General features: G+C 66.4%; 19 protein-coding genes. 16 read left to right on the forward strand and 3 right to left on the reverse strand.

Annotated features, from left to right (window positions below; genetic code table 11):
• Window positions 1-326: 326 nt before the first annotated feature.
• The 10 genes from ADL03_RS15715 to ADL03_RS47030 all read left to right on the forward strand — a co-directional run bounded on the left by ADL03_RS15715 (window position 327) and on the right by ADL03_RS47030 (window position 6,680).
• Window positions 327-1,349, forward strand: a complete 1,023-nt coding sequence (locus ADL03_RS15715; protein WP_053734196.1) for a hypothetical protein — start codon at window positions 327-329, stop codon at window positions 1,347-1,349.
• Window positions 1,350-1,856: 507 nt separating this feature from the next.
• Window positions 1,857-2,528: a hypothetical protein gene (locus ADL03_RS15720; RefSeq protein ID WP_157528735.1), complete on the forward strand. Its 672-nt coding sequence runs from the start codon at window positions 1,857-1,859 to the stop codon at window positions 2,526-2,528.
• Window positions 2,529-2,610: 82 nt separating this feature from the next.
• Window positions 2,611-3,330, forward strand: coding sequence for a hypothetical protein (locus tag ADL03_RS15725; protein ID WP_157528737.1), 720 nt, complete (start codon window positions 2,611-2,613; stop codon window positions 3,328-3,330).
• A gap of 112 nt (window positions 3,331-3,442) precedes the next feature.
• Window positions 3,443-3,853: a GNAT family N-acetyltransferase gene (locus ADL03_RS15730; protein WP_082373183.1), complete on the forward strand. Its 411-nt coding sequence runs from the start codon at window positions 3,443-3,445 to the stop codon at window positions 3,851-3,853.
• A 283-nt stretch (window positions 3,854-4,136) separates the two neighbouring features.
• Window positions 4,137-4,571, forward strand: coding sequence for a hypothetical protein (locus ADL03_RS15735; protein WP_157528739.1), 435 nt, complete (start codon window positions 4,137-4,139; stop codon window positions 4,569-4,571).
• A gap of 6 nt (window positions 4,572-4,577) precedes the next feature.
• On the forward strand, window positions 4,578-4,892 hold the full coding sequence (locus ADL03_RS15740) for a hypothetical protein (RefSeq protein ID WP_053734201.1): 315 nt from the start codon (window positions 4,578-4,580) through the stop codon (window positions 4,890-4,892).
• Window positions 4,893-4,993: 101 nt separating this feature from the next.
• On the forward strand, window positions 4,994-5,386 hold the full coding sequence (locus ADL03_RS15745) for a hypothetical protein (protein ID WP_157528741.1): 393 nt from the start codon (window positions 4,994-4,996) through the stop codon (window positions 5,384-5,386).
• 105 nt (window positions 5,387-5,491) lie between these two features.
• Window positions 5,492-5,719 carry a hypothetical protein gene (locus ADL03_RS15750; protein WP_053734203.1) on the forward strand — a complete coding sequence of 76 codons (228 nt, stop codon included), beginning with the start codon at window positions 5,492-5,494 and terminating at the stop codon, window positions 5,717-5,719.
• 89 nt (window positions 5,720-5,808) lie between these two features.
• Window positions 5,809-6,531 carry a hypothetical protein gene (locus tag ADL03_RS15755; protein WP_053734204.1) on the forward strand — a complete coding sequence of 241 codons (723 nt, stop codon included), beginning with the start codon at window positions 5,809-5,811 and terminating at the stop codon, window positions 6,529-6,531.
• Window positions 6,528-6,680 carry a hypothetical protein gene (locus tag ADL03_RS47030; RefSeq protein ID WP_157528743.1) on the forward strand — a complete coding sequence of 51 codons (153 nt, stop codon included), beginning with the start codon at window positions 6,528-6,530 and terminating at the stop codon, window positions 6,678-6,680. The genes ADL03_RS15755 and ADL03_RS47030 overlap by 4 nt, the downstream gene beginning before the upstream one ends.
• 131 nt (window positions 6,681-6,811) lie before the next feature.
• Here the strand turns inward: ADL03_RS47030 and ADL03_RS15760 are convergent, their stop codons facing one another.
• The 3 genes from ADL03_RS15760 to ADL03_RS47035 all read right to left on the reverse strand — a co-directional run bounded on the left by ADL03_RS15760 (window position 6,812) and on the right by ADL03_RS47035 (window position 9,610).
• A complete protein-coding gene (locus ADL03_RS15760; protein ID WP_053734205.1) occupies window positions 6,812-7,825 on the reverse strand; it encodes a helix-turn-helix transcriptional regulator in 1,014 nt (337 codons plus the stop codon).
• Window positions 7,826-8,785: 960 nt separating this feature from the next.
• On the reverse strand, window positions 8,786-9,163 hold the full coding sequence (locus tag ADL03_RS15765; RefSeq protein ID WP_053734206.1) for a hypothetical protein: 378 nt from the start codon (window positions 9,161-9,163) through the stop codon (window positions 8,786-8,788).
• Window positions 9,164-9,181: 18 nt separating this feature from the next.
• Window positions 9,182-9,610, reverse strand: coding sequence for a hypothetical protein (locus ADL03_RS47035; protein WP_157528745.1), 429 nt, complete (start codon window positions 9,608-9,610; stop codon window positions 9,182-9,184).
• Window positions 9,611-10,237: 627 nt separating this feature from the next.
• Between ADL03_RS47035 and ADL03_RS47040 the strand changes: the two genes are divergently transcribed.
• From ADL03_RS47040 to ADL03_RS15790, 6 genes are all read left to right on the forward strand, one after another.
• Window positions 10,238-10,387, forward strand: coding sequence for a hypothetical protein (locus ADL03_RS47040; protein ID WP_157528747.1), 150 nt, complete (start codon window positions 10,238-10,240; stop codon window positions 10,385-10,387).
• Window positions 10,378-10,554 carry a hypothetical protein gene (locus ADL03_RS47045; RefSeq protein WP_157528749.1) on the forward strand — a complete coding sequence of 59 codons (177 nt, stop codon included), beginning with the start codon at window positions 10,378-10,380 and terminating at the stop codon, window positions 10,552-10,554. The genes ADL03_RS47040 and ADL03_RS47045 overlap by 10 nt, the downstream gene beginning before the upstream one ends.
• Before the next feature lie 97 nt (window positions 10,555-10,651).
• On the forward strand, window positions 10,652-10,990 hold the full coding sequence (locus tag ADL03_RS15775) for a hypothetical protein (protein WP_053734208.1): 339 nt from the start codon (window positions 10,652-10,654) through the stop codon (window positions 10,988-10,990).
• On the forward strand, window positions 10,987-11,271 hold the full coding sequence (locus tag ADL03_RS15780) for a hypothetical protein (protein ID WP_053734209.1): 285 nt from the start codon (window positions 10,987-10,989) through the stop codon (window positions 11,269-11,271). Before ADL03_RS15775 ends, ADL03_RS15780 begins: the two co-directional genes overlap by 4 nt.
• Window positions 11,272-11,405: 134 nt before the next feature.
• Window positions 11,406-12,047 (forward strand): hypothetical protein, encoded by a 642-nt coding sequence (locus ADL03_RS15785; RefSeq protein WP_053734210.1) that lies wholly within the window; start codon window positions 11,406-11,408, stop codon window positions 12,045-12,047.
• 22 nt (window positions 12,048-12,069) lie between these two features.
• Window positions 12,070-12,552 carry a hypothetical protein gene (locus ADL03_RS15790; protein ID WP_053734211.1) on the forward strand — a complete coding sequence of 161 codons (483 nt, stop codon included), beginning with the start codon at window positions 12,070-12,072 and terminating at the stop codon, window positions 12,550-12,552.
• Window positions 12,553-12,612 lie beyond the last annotated feature (60 nt).

Here is a 12,612-nt window from a genome sequence, read left to right on the forward strand (position 1 = left end):
CCCGCGCAGTGCTGCCCCACAGCGCCGCGCGCACCACCACACGGCGCTCGCTTGCCCGCGGCCTGCCACTCGGTATCGCGCCGAGTTCGCCGCGGACATGCTGCCACCACACGACACCGATTGCGGACCCGCTGCCCTCCCGTGCACGAACTTCACCCCGCAACGTCGAAGTCACCAGGCGGCCGCGAATTCCGGTGAGTCCCACCAACCACTTGAAGACCTGCTTGCGAACCTGTGCCATGCCGTTCACGCCGCTGCCGTGAACTGACAGCACACAGGCATGTCCAGTCACAATCCGCTTCGCGAGTCCACCAGGAGGCGCCACCATGCTCGCGCCAGACCAGCTCGACATCTACCGCGCGCTTCGTTCCCGCGGCACCAGCATCCACTACGCCCGCGAAGTCGCCACGTTCATACCGCTGCCGCACACCACGACCCCACTGAGGACCTCCGAAGGCGCAGAGGTGTTCGACGAGTTCAACGAGGCATACCAGGACTTCTACGGGGACAAGGCCAGCCGCTACTACGACGGCTCAGCCTTGGTCATCGACGTTCCAGTGCAAGGCAACATCAGCGGCTACACCGTCACTCTGCACGTCGAGCACGGCGACCTGTGCGACATCAGCGATCTCGGCTATTTCAGCGACCAGCCCGAACCGGACGCGATTTCCACCGAAGGCCACGAGAACGGCGCCTACTTCATCCCGGCAACCACCGAAGACGAATGGCGGGCCATCCTCCGGCGCAGCCACGGGCGGCACCAGGCATGGCTGCTTGCACGCGAACACGTCAAGGAAGCACTCTCCGACGCGATCAACGCCTACACCATCCGCATCGTCGTCACCGTCACCGACGCCTCCGGGCGCAAGCTCGGCCGCGACGACAGCGTCACAGACGTCAACTCGATCAACACATTCGCCAACCCGAATCACAACTACCTGCACTACGCCCACACCATGGGCATCATCAAGAACGCCTTGCTCATTGCCTATACCCGGCTGGCCGACCGCCATGCGCTGGCTGCTGCCCTCGCGACCGCGGCAGCGGTGTCCGGGCCGATCAATATCAAGGTCATCACACAAGAACTCGAAGCGCTCGACCGCTGCCTACAGAACAGTGATCCCGCCCGTGCCACGACCGCGATAACGGCCACGCCAGCTGGAAGCGGCTACACCACACTCTCGCTGGACATCACCGCCGAGCAAGCCTTCAGCATCGTCGAAGGCCTCGCCCGGCGAACCCCCATCGACCCAGCTGCCGCGGCCTTACTCGGCCATCTCGCCCACCACATCGCTCACCCGTGGCCTCTCCCACCCGCCCTCCTGTCCTACAACCCTTCGTGGACGTAGACCCGGCAGGGACGGGCACGCCGGCGTCCACAGCGACGCTGCACCGGCCGAGACAGCCGTTGTTCCTCATCACTCGCAGCGCTCCGCCTCGCCGCAAGCGTGCTTGAACAGATCCACGCCGGCTCGCTTCGTGCGGGACAAGCCTGATGTGTGTGGCGGCCGGAAAGTGACCGGTGACGGCACTTTTGTAGTCCTCGTAACGGTTTCCTTGGATCAGCCGACATGCGCGGTCAACTCAACCAGCGAGCCCGACTGGCTCGCGCGGCGGTGACCATCGGCGGCCCCGCGTTCTCGGACGACGACCATCCGCGCATCTGGCTACGAACGCGCGACCCGCAACAAACTCCGCAACGGCCTACCGGCCGCCGTGCAGTTCCGGACCATCGCGCCCGCCACCGCGTTCGACAAGACCGGCCCCGCGTTCCCCGCGGCCTGGGCAGCCGCCTCGCAGCTCATCTTGACCTCCTAGACCATTGACCTGCACAGACCACGAGGAGATCACCGACCTTGGGTACGTACACCACCGGGCACATCACGTTCCACGCCTGTCCGCCACACCGAGTGCGCTCGGTACTCGAACTCCTGCGGGAATACGGGTTCGGCGACGACGAGGAACAGCAAGAGCCCCTGAGCCTGGAGTTCGGCACCACGTACACCAGCGGCGAATGGTGTCGGGTCTCTGACACCACGGACCTAGCGACAAGGCTGATCGCCGAAACCCCGGAGGTCGCGTTCACCTCTTACGAGGAGCCCTACGAGGACCGCCTCGGCACCACCTGCACCCATGTTCCTGGCCTCGGGGCGGACTGGGCGGCCTGTGACGAGGACGGCGCGCCAGTGGTGAGGAGGGCGGACGTCCTGAAGTGGATGCCACTCCCGATCGAGGTGCGCGAGGCGAATCTGGGCGTGCCGTGGCAGACCGCGATCGCGGCCATGCCCAGGGGCACCGCCACCGAACCGGACTCCTTCGACACCTGGTGGGATCGCCGCACCGCCGATGTGCAGGTCGCTGACGGGCAGGCTGAAGGCCAAGACCTGATCTTCGTCGGCGTGGGAGACAGCGACGAGGTCGACGCGATTCTCGCCGGTCACGGTTTCCTGCGCGCGAATCCCTGGGTCGCGCTCGACGAAAACGGGCCGCTGTTCCGCACCGCCATCTACAGGTCTCCCGTGAACTGAATCCGATAGCACCATCGCCGCCACAGGCCGCAATTTGGCTCGAAAATGACCGGGATGCCGGACTCGAAGGAATTTCCTGAACATGCCTGAAGAGACCTCTGCGTCAATCACCATTCACTCGTGTCCGCCGGAAAGAGTCTCTGTTGTGCTCGTGATTTTGGGCGAGTACGGTTTGACGGCCGAGGAGGGAAAAACCATTGGTTACATCACCCTTGGTGCACAGTACACGTTGGGTGGTGAATTCGTCTGCGGCGAAACGGAGGACGTGAAGAACCTGCTGGTCGAGAACGCACCTGACGCGTCGTTCACCATCTACGAAGAGCCCGCCTTGGACGGGGTCGGCCAGACCTTCTCGTACGTGCCGAAGTTGGACACCTTCTACGCCTTCTGCGCCAACGAGGGTGTGCCGTTGCTGCCGCAGTCCCTCGTCCGCAAGGCCCTTGGAGAGTCGGCCACGGAACGTCGTAGGACATTGGGGCTGTCGTGGCGCACGGCGATCAGCAAGCTGAAAGCGGGCCTCGTTTTAGCGCCAGGCTTCCACTCCGCGTACCTCAATCCCGGCGACGGCCGCGTCGCGGTCGAGTGCGAGGAGCGGCGTAACGACAAGGCGTTTGCCCTCGGTAAATTGAGCTACGACAACCACGAGGCCAACGAAAGGCTGAGCGAGTGGGGCTTCGCGTGTGTCAACGAATGGATTCCCTTAGATGCTGCCAGGAAGCGACAGGTCCGCAAGAAGCACCCGTACTGGTTTCAGAGAGAACAGATCCTCACGACCGTGGTCCAGCGAATCAATGCGACCTGATCCGACGCGTTGACCGCGGTCAGCCTGTTGGCGACGTCCGCTACTGGGCAGGCCGGTTGCGCGACGTCGCCCGGCTCAACGACACCCTCGGCTACACCAAGCGAGATCATCCATGAGCCCGAATATTCTCATGCACCGATGGACGGTCACGGTGGCCCCGCCCCACGCTGACGAGGACAACGAAGGTCGACTCGCCCTCGCCGTCAACGGCAGCGAGGTCGGATACGCGCTGATCATCGAGCGCCCTGACGCGACATTGTGGATCGACACCATCAGGATCACCCCTGACCAGCGCGGCAACGGCTTGGGCACCCGCCTTCTCGCTCTGGTGCTTGGCTTGCACCCCGGCCGCGACATCGGCTTGGGCGCCCCCACCGCAGCTCTGAGCGCCTGGTACGCGCGCCATGGCTTTCGACCGGCTGGACGTCACGGCGAGATGCGGCGACCCGCAACCCAGCAGCGTGCTGGTCGCGTGATCCCGCACCGCGGCCCTTCCCCGGAGCTGCACTCCTCGCCCAGCTGAGCTGGGCCGCACCCTCCGCTGCCTCCGCACGCCCGCCACCGAAGGCTCCTTTCCCCTGTACGAGAGGAGAGAACTCGTGTCACGTGTTCTCACTGCCGCACCACTGACCGCCGCCGACATCGAGGCGCTCACCGACGCCAACAACGTCCACTTCTCGTTCGACGCGGCGAGGGGCACGTCGCTCGTGTGCGCCGACCTGGGACCGTGGGACGAGCGGGTGTGGCACGGGCGCACTGTGCCTGACCACAGGCACGGTGCCTACTGCAGGCTTGTGTCCTGCGGGGTGGAGATCACCGGCTACAGGTCGCCGGTCGACGACGAGTGGTCAGCCTGGACTCACGCTGACGCTCGGAACACGGTGTGCCGCGCGAGCGTGAGCGGCCTGGGCAACAGGTCGTGGTCTTCTCTAGTCGCTCAGCTCAAAGCCGGCGACCGTCTCACGCTGGAGTGGCATGCGGACCTCCCACGCGACCCGACCTACTTCGCGGATCTGACCAGCGATGCGCTCTGGATCCGCATCGACCGGGCCGGCCGCTGGTGGCACCGGCTGCTCAATGGGACCACCCGTCGGCGACTGACCCAACCGCTGTGGTTGCGCGTCGACGAGGTCACGGCCCGACGCGATGACCCGAACCGGCGATTCGTGAAGCGCTACGGCTTCGTTGTCGACACCGCGGCCGCGGTGTCGACTCGACACCGGCGCGCAGGTAGCTCATGACCGCCGATGATGAAGTCGATCGGAGTCACGTTCCTCCACGGCACGACCAAAGACCGCTTTTCGATGTCGCGGCGCGTGTCCGCGGCCTTGACGCCGACGGGGATCTGCTCGTCCCTTCTTAGACACTGCTTGGACCTCGGTCACCTCCATCACAAGGGGCCGGATGGAAAGCCAGCGTTGTACGTGCACGGCAAGGGCGACGAGCCCGATTGGATCGATGCACATGTCCTGCAGTTCATCAAGGACTACCTGACCGTGGGATCCCGACGAGACGTCGCGTGCTGCGGCGACCGCGTACGCGGTGCGCAAAGGGTGGTGTGACGCGCTCTGAGGCCTGTGTGTCGCTTGAGGGTTTCACGGCTTGCCGCCGATGAGCGCGGCAAGCCGTTTGTTGTTGACCGCCAAAGGGAGTGGGGCTTTCGATGACTGCTGTGCTCGTGGACGCGCGTCTGTCGATCAACGACGGCAGGACCGTTCAGACCGTGTTGGCCGCGATCGCGGAGCTGAACAAGCCGTACAGCGTGCACGCGGAGGAGACGATCACCGCGCGCACGTTCTGTGAGGTCACGCGGAGACTGCCGGGATTCGAGCGGCTGTTCACGTCGCCGGGGGCGTTCCTGCTCAAGCCGGAGCAGGTGGCCGTGGTTTTCGAAAGCCTCGTGGACTTTCAGGAGGCGGAGACCACCTGCGACATCACGCAGGGCATCCACGACGGCAGGCGGAACTTCACTGGGTTCTGCGACTGCGACATGCGCAACCGTGCGTGGAGCTGGGCGGTCAAGATAGCCGCGGACTACGGGGTGTGCGTGTTCTGACCCGCACTGTCGGGTGTGGATTGCGGGGCCATCCTTGCCGGCTGGGCAGTGGTGGCCCCGCGTCGTGTCAAGCCGGGGGATGGCCCGTGGACTGGAGGGACACCTGTGTTCACCGCACGGCACTACTGGTGGTTCGCGGACCTGATCGCTGCGCACCCGGAGCAGTTCAGCCGGGAAGCCGCGGGACTGATCGCGGACAAGTTCGCGCAGGAGAACCTGAACTTCCGGCGTGAGTTGTTCATGGAGAAGGCGGGTTACCCGCCGCCTGTCAAGACGTGCCTGAGGTCGGCAGGTTTCGTCGGCACCGCGCACGCCGCGCGGTGCCCGTGGTGACCGTCCGAATCGGACTGTATGGGAGGAGTTCTGATGGCCAGCTCGGCTGTGATCATGGCCGCTGTTCGGGAAGCCGAGCAGTCCGGGAGGTGATCAGTGACGACGTGGCACGTGAGATCGCGTCGTGGTACCAGTCGCCCGCCGTGATCGACGCGCCGATCACGGCGCTGTCGCACGGGGTCGTGTTCGACAACTACGCGCTGTGGGAGCGCGTGAGCCGTGCGATCGACACCGGTGAGTTCGAGTCGGGCGGCAAGGGCACGCCGCGCGAGTTGCGGGCGCTCCAGGCGTGGGTGGAAAGGCGGATGCCGCGCCTGGTCGTGGTCGAGCACGACCTCGACGCGCGCGACTGGGACAACTGGGTGCGGCAGTACGGGGAGACCGGCCGGGAACGCCCGGACGGGATCGAGCCGGACGACGTCGAGGTGAGCCTGGTCGAGTGCGCTCAGCGCGGCCTCGCCGACTGGGTGTATCCGGGTGAGGCCAGCCACCCGGACAAGCCGACTGAGCACCGCGGCTACGACGCGTCGGACGACTCGGTTCAGGTGCCGCTGTCTGTGGTCGAGGCCGCGGCGGCGATGTTGTCGGGCACGAACACGGGGTTCTACGCCGCTTCCTACGGCGGTAACCCGTTCTCCACGGCCCTGTACTGGTCGCAGACCGACACGTTCGCCGAGCAGGGGCCGGGCAAGCCGTACGCCTCGCAGTACCTGCGGCCCACCGGTTCAGCCAGCATCCGTCTGGCCACCCTGCACGGCTTCACGCCGGAGCAGGAAGCGGACGTGTGGAAGCGGTGGAAGGGACAGTCGTGACTGTGGTTGACCTGCACCTGGTGGTGCCGACGGGCGACTGCGACCGCGTGGACCCGACCGGCGTGGTGCGCTACTGGATTCCCGGTAGCCTGGACATGCCGCTCGCGGTCGGCGCGGTGCAAGCCGCACGACTGGAGTTCGACCCCTAGCGCTTCGCTGATCTCCGAGCTGGTCAACATGAACCAGGTGCTGTTGTCCCGCACGTTGACCTTGCCGGCGATGAAGCCGGTCAGCGCCTTGGACTGGATCGAGCCTCGGTCACCACTTGACGCGGTCGCACTCAGCCAATCTGGCGGTACAGCAGTGTCGACCCCACCTCGGTGAGACTGTGCCGGACCGTGCCCCGGTGCCGACGAGTGACGATCAGCCCCGCCTCCCGCAACACCGACGTGTGCTGTGATGCGGCCGGCGCCGACGTGCCCGTGTGGTTCGCGAGCTCGCCCGTGGTCGCGACGCCGTCCGCGATCGCGAGCAGGACGCTTGCCCGCGTGCGCCCCAGCAGGTTCGCCAGACCTTTCACCGGGCTACGCGCCGACCAGATCTCCGCCGCACTGCTCACGTCCAGACTCGCAGGGAACACCACCGAAAGCTCCTGCGGGCTCGCCGGGTCGAACATGACGAGCGGCGTGCGCAGGAAGAACGACGGCATCAGCACCAAGCCGTTGCCGTCGAGGTGGAAGTCGTGGCTCTTCGCAGTACCGCTGTCGACCCGCAGGATCGGATTCGTCCACGTGATCGTGTGGTGCAGGGTCGACAGCAGGCCCTCCACGCCGGATTCCAGCAGCACCGCGCCACGCTGAGCGCGGTCGGCGTCGAGGTGCGACCGGATACGATTCCAGCGCGGGCCGATCGCGAAGCGATGGTAGTCGCCGAGCGTGGCGACGAGTTCGCGGCGCGTGGACAGGTCGTACGCGAGGTGTTGCAGGACCCCTGGTACCCGGCCGTGGTGGGCCCCGAAGTGGTCGAGCTCCGACGCGATCGCCGAAACCGTGCTGGCGAGCAACCGCTCCGCGCCGATTTCCAAGTCAGTTGAACGACCTGCCAAGGTGACCAGGTCGAGGCAAGGTTCCCGCTTCGGTGAGATCGCGCTGAGAAGCGCGTACTTCGGGCTCAGCGTGCCGCGCACATGCCGCCGCCAGCCGCCCAGCACACCCTCATCAGCCCGCGTCCGCAACGCGCGCAGACTGAAGAGCGTCTCTGCCATCGGCCCGAGCGTCGGCATCAACCGCACCCGTCCCAGATCGGCAGAAGAGAAGTGGATCATGTGCATGTCGCCCCCCAGCGTCAGGTCCATACTTGCACTCTTCGCCGTTCAAAGCCTGCGAAATGCGCAGCTGAGCGTTGACATCCAGGCGTCGCGACCAACGCGTCCGGTCCACGCGAGTCGGCTTCAAGATAGACGCTGCCCTCCGCGCTTACAGGTCGCTGGTACGCGCTCATGGTCCACCAACCGGGTCCACGAAGTGATCGAGCTTGTCCCCGCGTCATCTCAGAACGAGTCTTCCCGGTGACGCGCGGGAGACGTCCGGCTGCCCACGTGGGAGGACCATGACCAGGTAGGTGATCATCGGCTGAGGAACCGTCGGTGCCACCCTCGCCGCCGGACTGCACCGGGCCGACAAGCAGTTGGTCCTCGTCGCCCGAGGCGTCAACCAGGCAGCGCTCCAGGAACGCGGACTGCGGTACGTGACCCGCTGGGCACCGACGTGGTCCCGGTTGCCGGTGGCCCATGAGAACAGACCAGAGAGAACCGAAAGGTTGGTGCGAGCCTGGGCGTGGTGCCCGGTCCGCGGCAGCACTGCCGCGGTCCAACTGTCGTGGTCGTGCCGCAGAACGGCCTGGAGAACGAGCGGGTGGCCCTATGGGTTCCGCGACTGTCTTTGTCACCGTCGTCTGAGTGTCGATGAGCCACGTCGACCCGGTGAGGTCGTGTCCCCACCTTGGACTGGTGAAGCGCCTGACCCGAATCGGGTGTCACACCCGGATGCTGACTCCGGGCGCGATGCGACAGCCGAGATCGCAGTATTGCGCACGGCCCTACCAGGCCGAATCGTAGGCCGGCATCCCGTCGTGGACCGTGCCGGCCACGTGACCACACGTTCTGTCCGCAGTGGACACAGAATGTGCAAGGCAGTCAAGCTTCAAGACGACAACGGGCGAACCTGCTCGTGCTCGGCACCGGCGTACAGGGTTGCCCCGACAGCGAGAAGGGGGTGCGTCCACGAAGGACACACCCCCGTTCATTCCTCGAAAGTCACCAACGCAGTCCGGCCCATGCGTGCGCGGAGACGTCCTTGTTGACCGTCAGGCGGGCGTAGCCGGGATTGAGGCCGTGGCACAGCCACGACTGGGGTGGATCGCTCATTCTGAACGTGCCCGAGCACCACCTCACCTGGCCGCCGGGACCGTCGACGTGCCAGTTGAGTGTGATGTCCGGGATTGACCCCCCGTAGACATCGAAGTCGGCGGCGAGCGTGCCACCGGGTGAATCGATCACCTCGACCGAGCAGAACGACTGCCTCGGTATGGGACCGCAGTTGGCGGTGCTGCCGCCCGCGTGCGCCGGTGCGACGAGCATCAGCAGGTTGACGAATGCGATCAGCGCGGCGCCGATCAGGCTTTTGCGAATCACGTTTCCCCTTGTCGTCTGTCAGACACTTGAGCAGGCAGGGTCCGCGGTGCGGGTGAAGCTGCCGTCGGAGTTCTTGCGCCAGAACTCCGAACACCAGAGTCGGCCACTGCCGGCCGTCTGGTTCACCTCGGCGCGGAACGACTCCTCGGTGCTCCACAACTTGGTCTGCGATACCGCGATGGTGCCGTTGGGACCGAACACGTTGAAGAATCCGATGTAGTCGCCCTGTGGACTGTGGTAGTTGTGCCATGAAATGATGCGGTACACAGTGCAACCGTTGACGCCATTCGTGAGCGTCTGCTGTGTGATGCGACCGTTGCTCGCCACCCCAGGCTGAGTACAGGCTTGCGCCGAGATTTCCGCGCTGGCATTCCCCGCGAAGACACTCCCCGCGAGCGCAAGTGCAACGGCTGCACCCGACAATACAACCCTGGCAAATAGCTTCATCTAGACCTTTCCCTGAGATCAGTCATTCAGATTTGAGCGCCAAACACATAAACCCGCGCTGCCGCGAACAGCGTCATCGACACATCTCCATCGATGGACTTCATCTCCTTCCTTTCGCGGCAGAGCGTTGTGCACGATCCTGACGCTTGGAGACCGAGAGCGTCGAGGCGGTGAAGTCCTGACTTAAAACTGCTGGTAACAGCGATCGCCGTGCACTAATCCCACTTCACGGGTTCCTGACGTCGCATGGACATGCATGCCACCGAAACGAGCCGCATTGCGGCGACGTTGTTCAGACTGCGGGCGCTGCGCGGCTCCGGAGCCGACCTTGCAGCGTCGCGCCGACGTGAGGAAGCGGACGCGACCGTAATCCGGTTGCTCCCCGCGGTTCACCGCCAGCCGCGCATGCATGGATTTGATCCCGCTTGGAGTCCCTGATCTCGTTGACGATCAGGATCAGCTTCCGCGCACGGGTCTTCAGATGGCCATCGCGACCACGTTCGTGAAGCGCATGGAGTTGGCCGACGGCGCTCGTCCGTTCATCGCGCCCGTGCGCAGTGCCGATCAGGAGGCAGCCAGGACGTTGCTGCGCGCTACGGGGACACTCCGGACTTCGCTCTGGCGGGCGTGGTGTGCGAGTGGTGCGCCGAGCTCAAGCAGCAGGGCGAGCTGCGTCACGCGACGTTCGGGGACACGCGTGCCTGCTGGGAGACACGCAACTACCAGCAGCTGGAGTACGAGTCGGAGCTGCCGCTGATCAAAGCCGGGTGGCTGTAGCCGTGCAGGTGGACGCGGAGCTGCTGCGCGAGGTGATCGACACCCTGGAACGGGTGGGGTGTCAGTTCGACTTCTGCCGAGGTCCGACGCTCGAACCCGTGCCGATGATCACCTGCTGTGCGTGCGCGACGCTGGCCTGCGTGCGTGCCCGTGTGAACGAGTCCTGAAGCCGCCCGCCATCAATGCCGTACCCCCGCACGCCGGGGGTGCGGTGTCGTCACCGTGCGGAATGAACCGAGTTCGACAGAGCCTTTGGAGGGTGTCATGAGCAAGCGTCGCAACAACAAAGTCGTCAGCCTCGCCGCGCGCCGCGCCCGGCAGGCGCAGGCGCACGCCGCGCGCGTGCGGTACGTGCGCCTGTACTCCGCGGCCGGCGTGGGCCGGGAGTCGGCCGGCGTGGTCGTGCCGATGCGGCGGCGGGTGGAGTCTGTCTCCGACACGCACATGATCGGCGTGATGCCGGACGGCACCGGCAAGTTCGTGGCGGTGTGCTCGTGCGGCAAGTACCGCAGCAACCCGATGGGGGAGCGCTACGCCAAGGGTGCCGGTACGCGGCACGTCAACGCCGAGTCCGCCAAGCGCGCCGCCACGCAAGCCGCATGACCGGCGTGAAGTCCGCGTCCGGCGTGGAGACCGTGTCCACGTGGGCCGACGACTTCGGCCGCTGGCACGCCCTCGTCCGGTTCGCCGAGCCCCTGGGCCGTGACGCCCTGGAGCGCAATGCCGACCGGGTGCGCAGGCGTGCCCGCCGCGCGATTCGCCGGGAGCTGGCCGCGCGCGACGCGGTCGGTCCGGGCTGGCAGTGCCGCGTCCAGCTCGTTGACGCGTTCGTGGCTCCGGGCTGTGTGACGCGCTCGCTGATCTACGCGGAGCGCGTGAAGTAAGCCGGGCAGTGGTGCCCGATGTCTCACCCGTGGCGTGTGCCCGCCACGGGTTTCCTGGGCTGCTCGCTCACCCGCCAACCCCCTCCCGCGCGGTGAGGGAGCGGCCCTTCCCCTGTCTGTAAAGGAGTACGGCCGTGGTGGCGTCGTTCGCACCCCTGTTCACGTGGACCACCGGAGTCGGCGAGTTCGGCATGGTCCTGCTCGCCGGTGAGCGCGACGGCAAGCCGTACAGCGACGCCTACGTGTCGCGCTACGTCGGCGCGAAGCGCGCGGCGTTCGCCGTGCTGAACCTGTCGCCCGACTCGGCTTACGACTCGTTCGACCACTGGCGCTACCGCGTCACCGGGTGGCGTCCCACCGGGGACACCCCTGCCCAGCAGAAGTACCCCGTTGCCGGGTGCGGGCACCTCCACGTGCCTGACACCGGCGCGGTGCGCTCGGTGCTGCCGACAGACGACGACGGGCGCACCCTGTGCCTGCCGTGCGGCGACGACCGGGCACGCGCGGCGATGTCCGCGCTCAAGCCGGGTGAGCGGATGAACGCGTACCTGGCCACCGGCGACGACGCGCGCGGCCTGGTGACCACCGGGCACGGGGGACTGCTCGGGTTCGCCACGCGGTTCACCTCTGCCCCAATGGCCACGCCCACCGGGGGCACGTACACGCGCCACTACTACCAGGTGCGGGACCTGGCGGGCCAGCCGTGGGCTGCGTTCGGCGCGGGTGCGGGGATGGCTCTGACGTTGATGCGTCTCAAGGACAAGTCCGCGGCCTGAGCCGCGGGAGAGGGGTTGTGTCATGGATGCACAGGTTTCGGCGCGCGGCCTGCGGGCGTTGGGGCTCGCGGTCGCTGCCGTGACGCTGGTGGTTGCCGGTCCGGTGGCTCACTCGGGACCGGTCGAGCCGGGCAAGCCGGGTAAGCAGGCTCCGTCCGCCGTGGCGGCGGTGACCGCGTCGGCGAACGTGGCGCAGGCCTACGAGCTGCGCCCGCCTGGCAAGCCGGATCGCACGTGCCGCTACCCGTACCAGGTTCTGGAGACCGGGGAGCGGCTCGTGTGGGTGCAGGACGCGTCACCGTTCGTCGCGCCGCCGGACGTGCGTGGCGTGTGGCTGCTGGTCAGCCCGACCACGAACACCTACATGTGGTTCGTGTCGGCGATGTATCCGCACACGGTGATGGACGCGTCAGCGAACAACAACGCGGGCGCGTGGTTCGAGGTGCCCGCCCGCGCGGTGACGTGGTGCGGCACGGGCCGGCCGCCCGCGCATGCCCCGCGCTAGCCGCTGCACACAGGAGACGACTCGCAAGCCGTCTGGCACTGCACGCGTGAGAGGACTACC

Source organism: Nocardia sp. NRRL S-836, from assembly GCF_001279525.1.
In the GTDB taxonomy this organism is placed as follows: Bacteria; Actinomycetota; Actinomycetes; order Mycobacteriales; family Pseudonocardiaceae; genus Lentzea.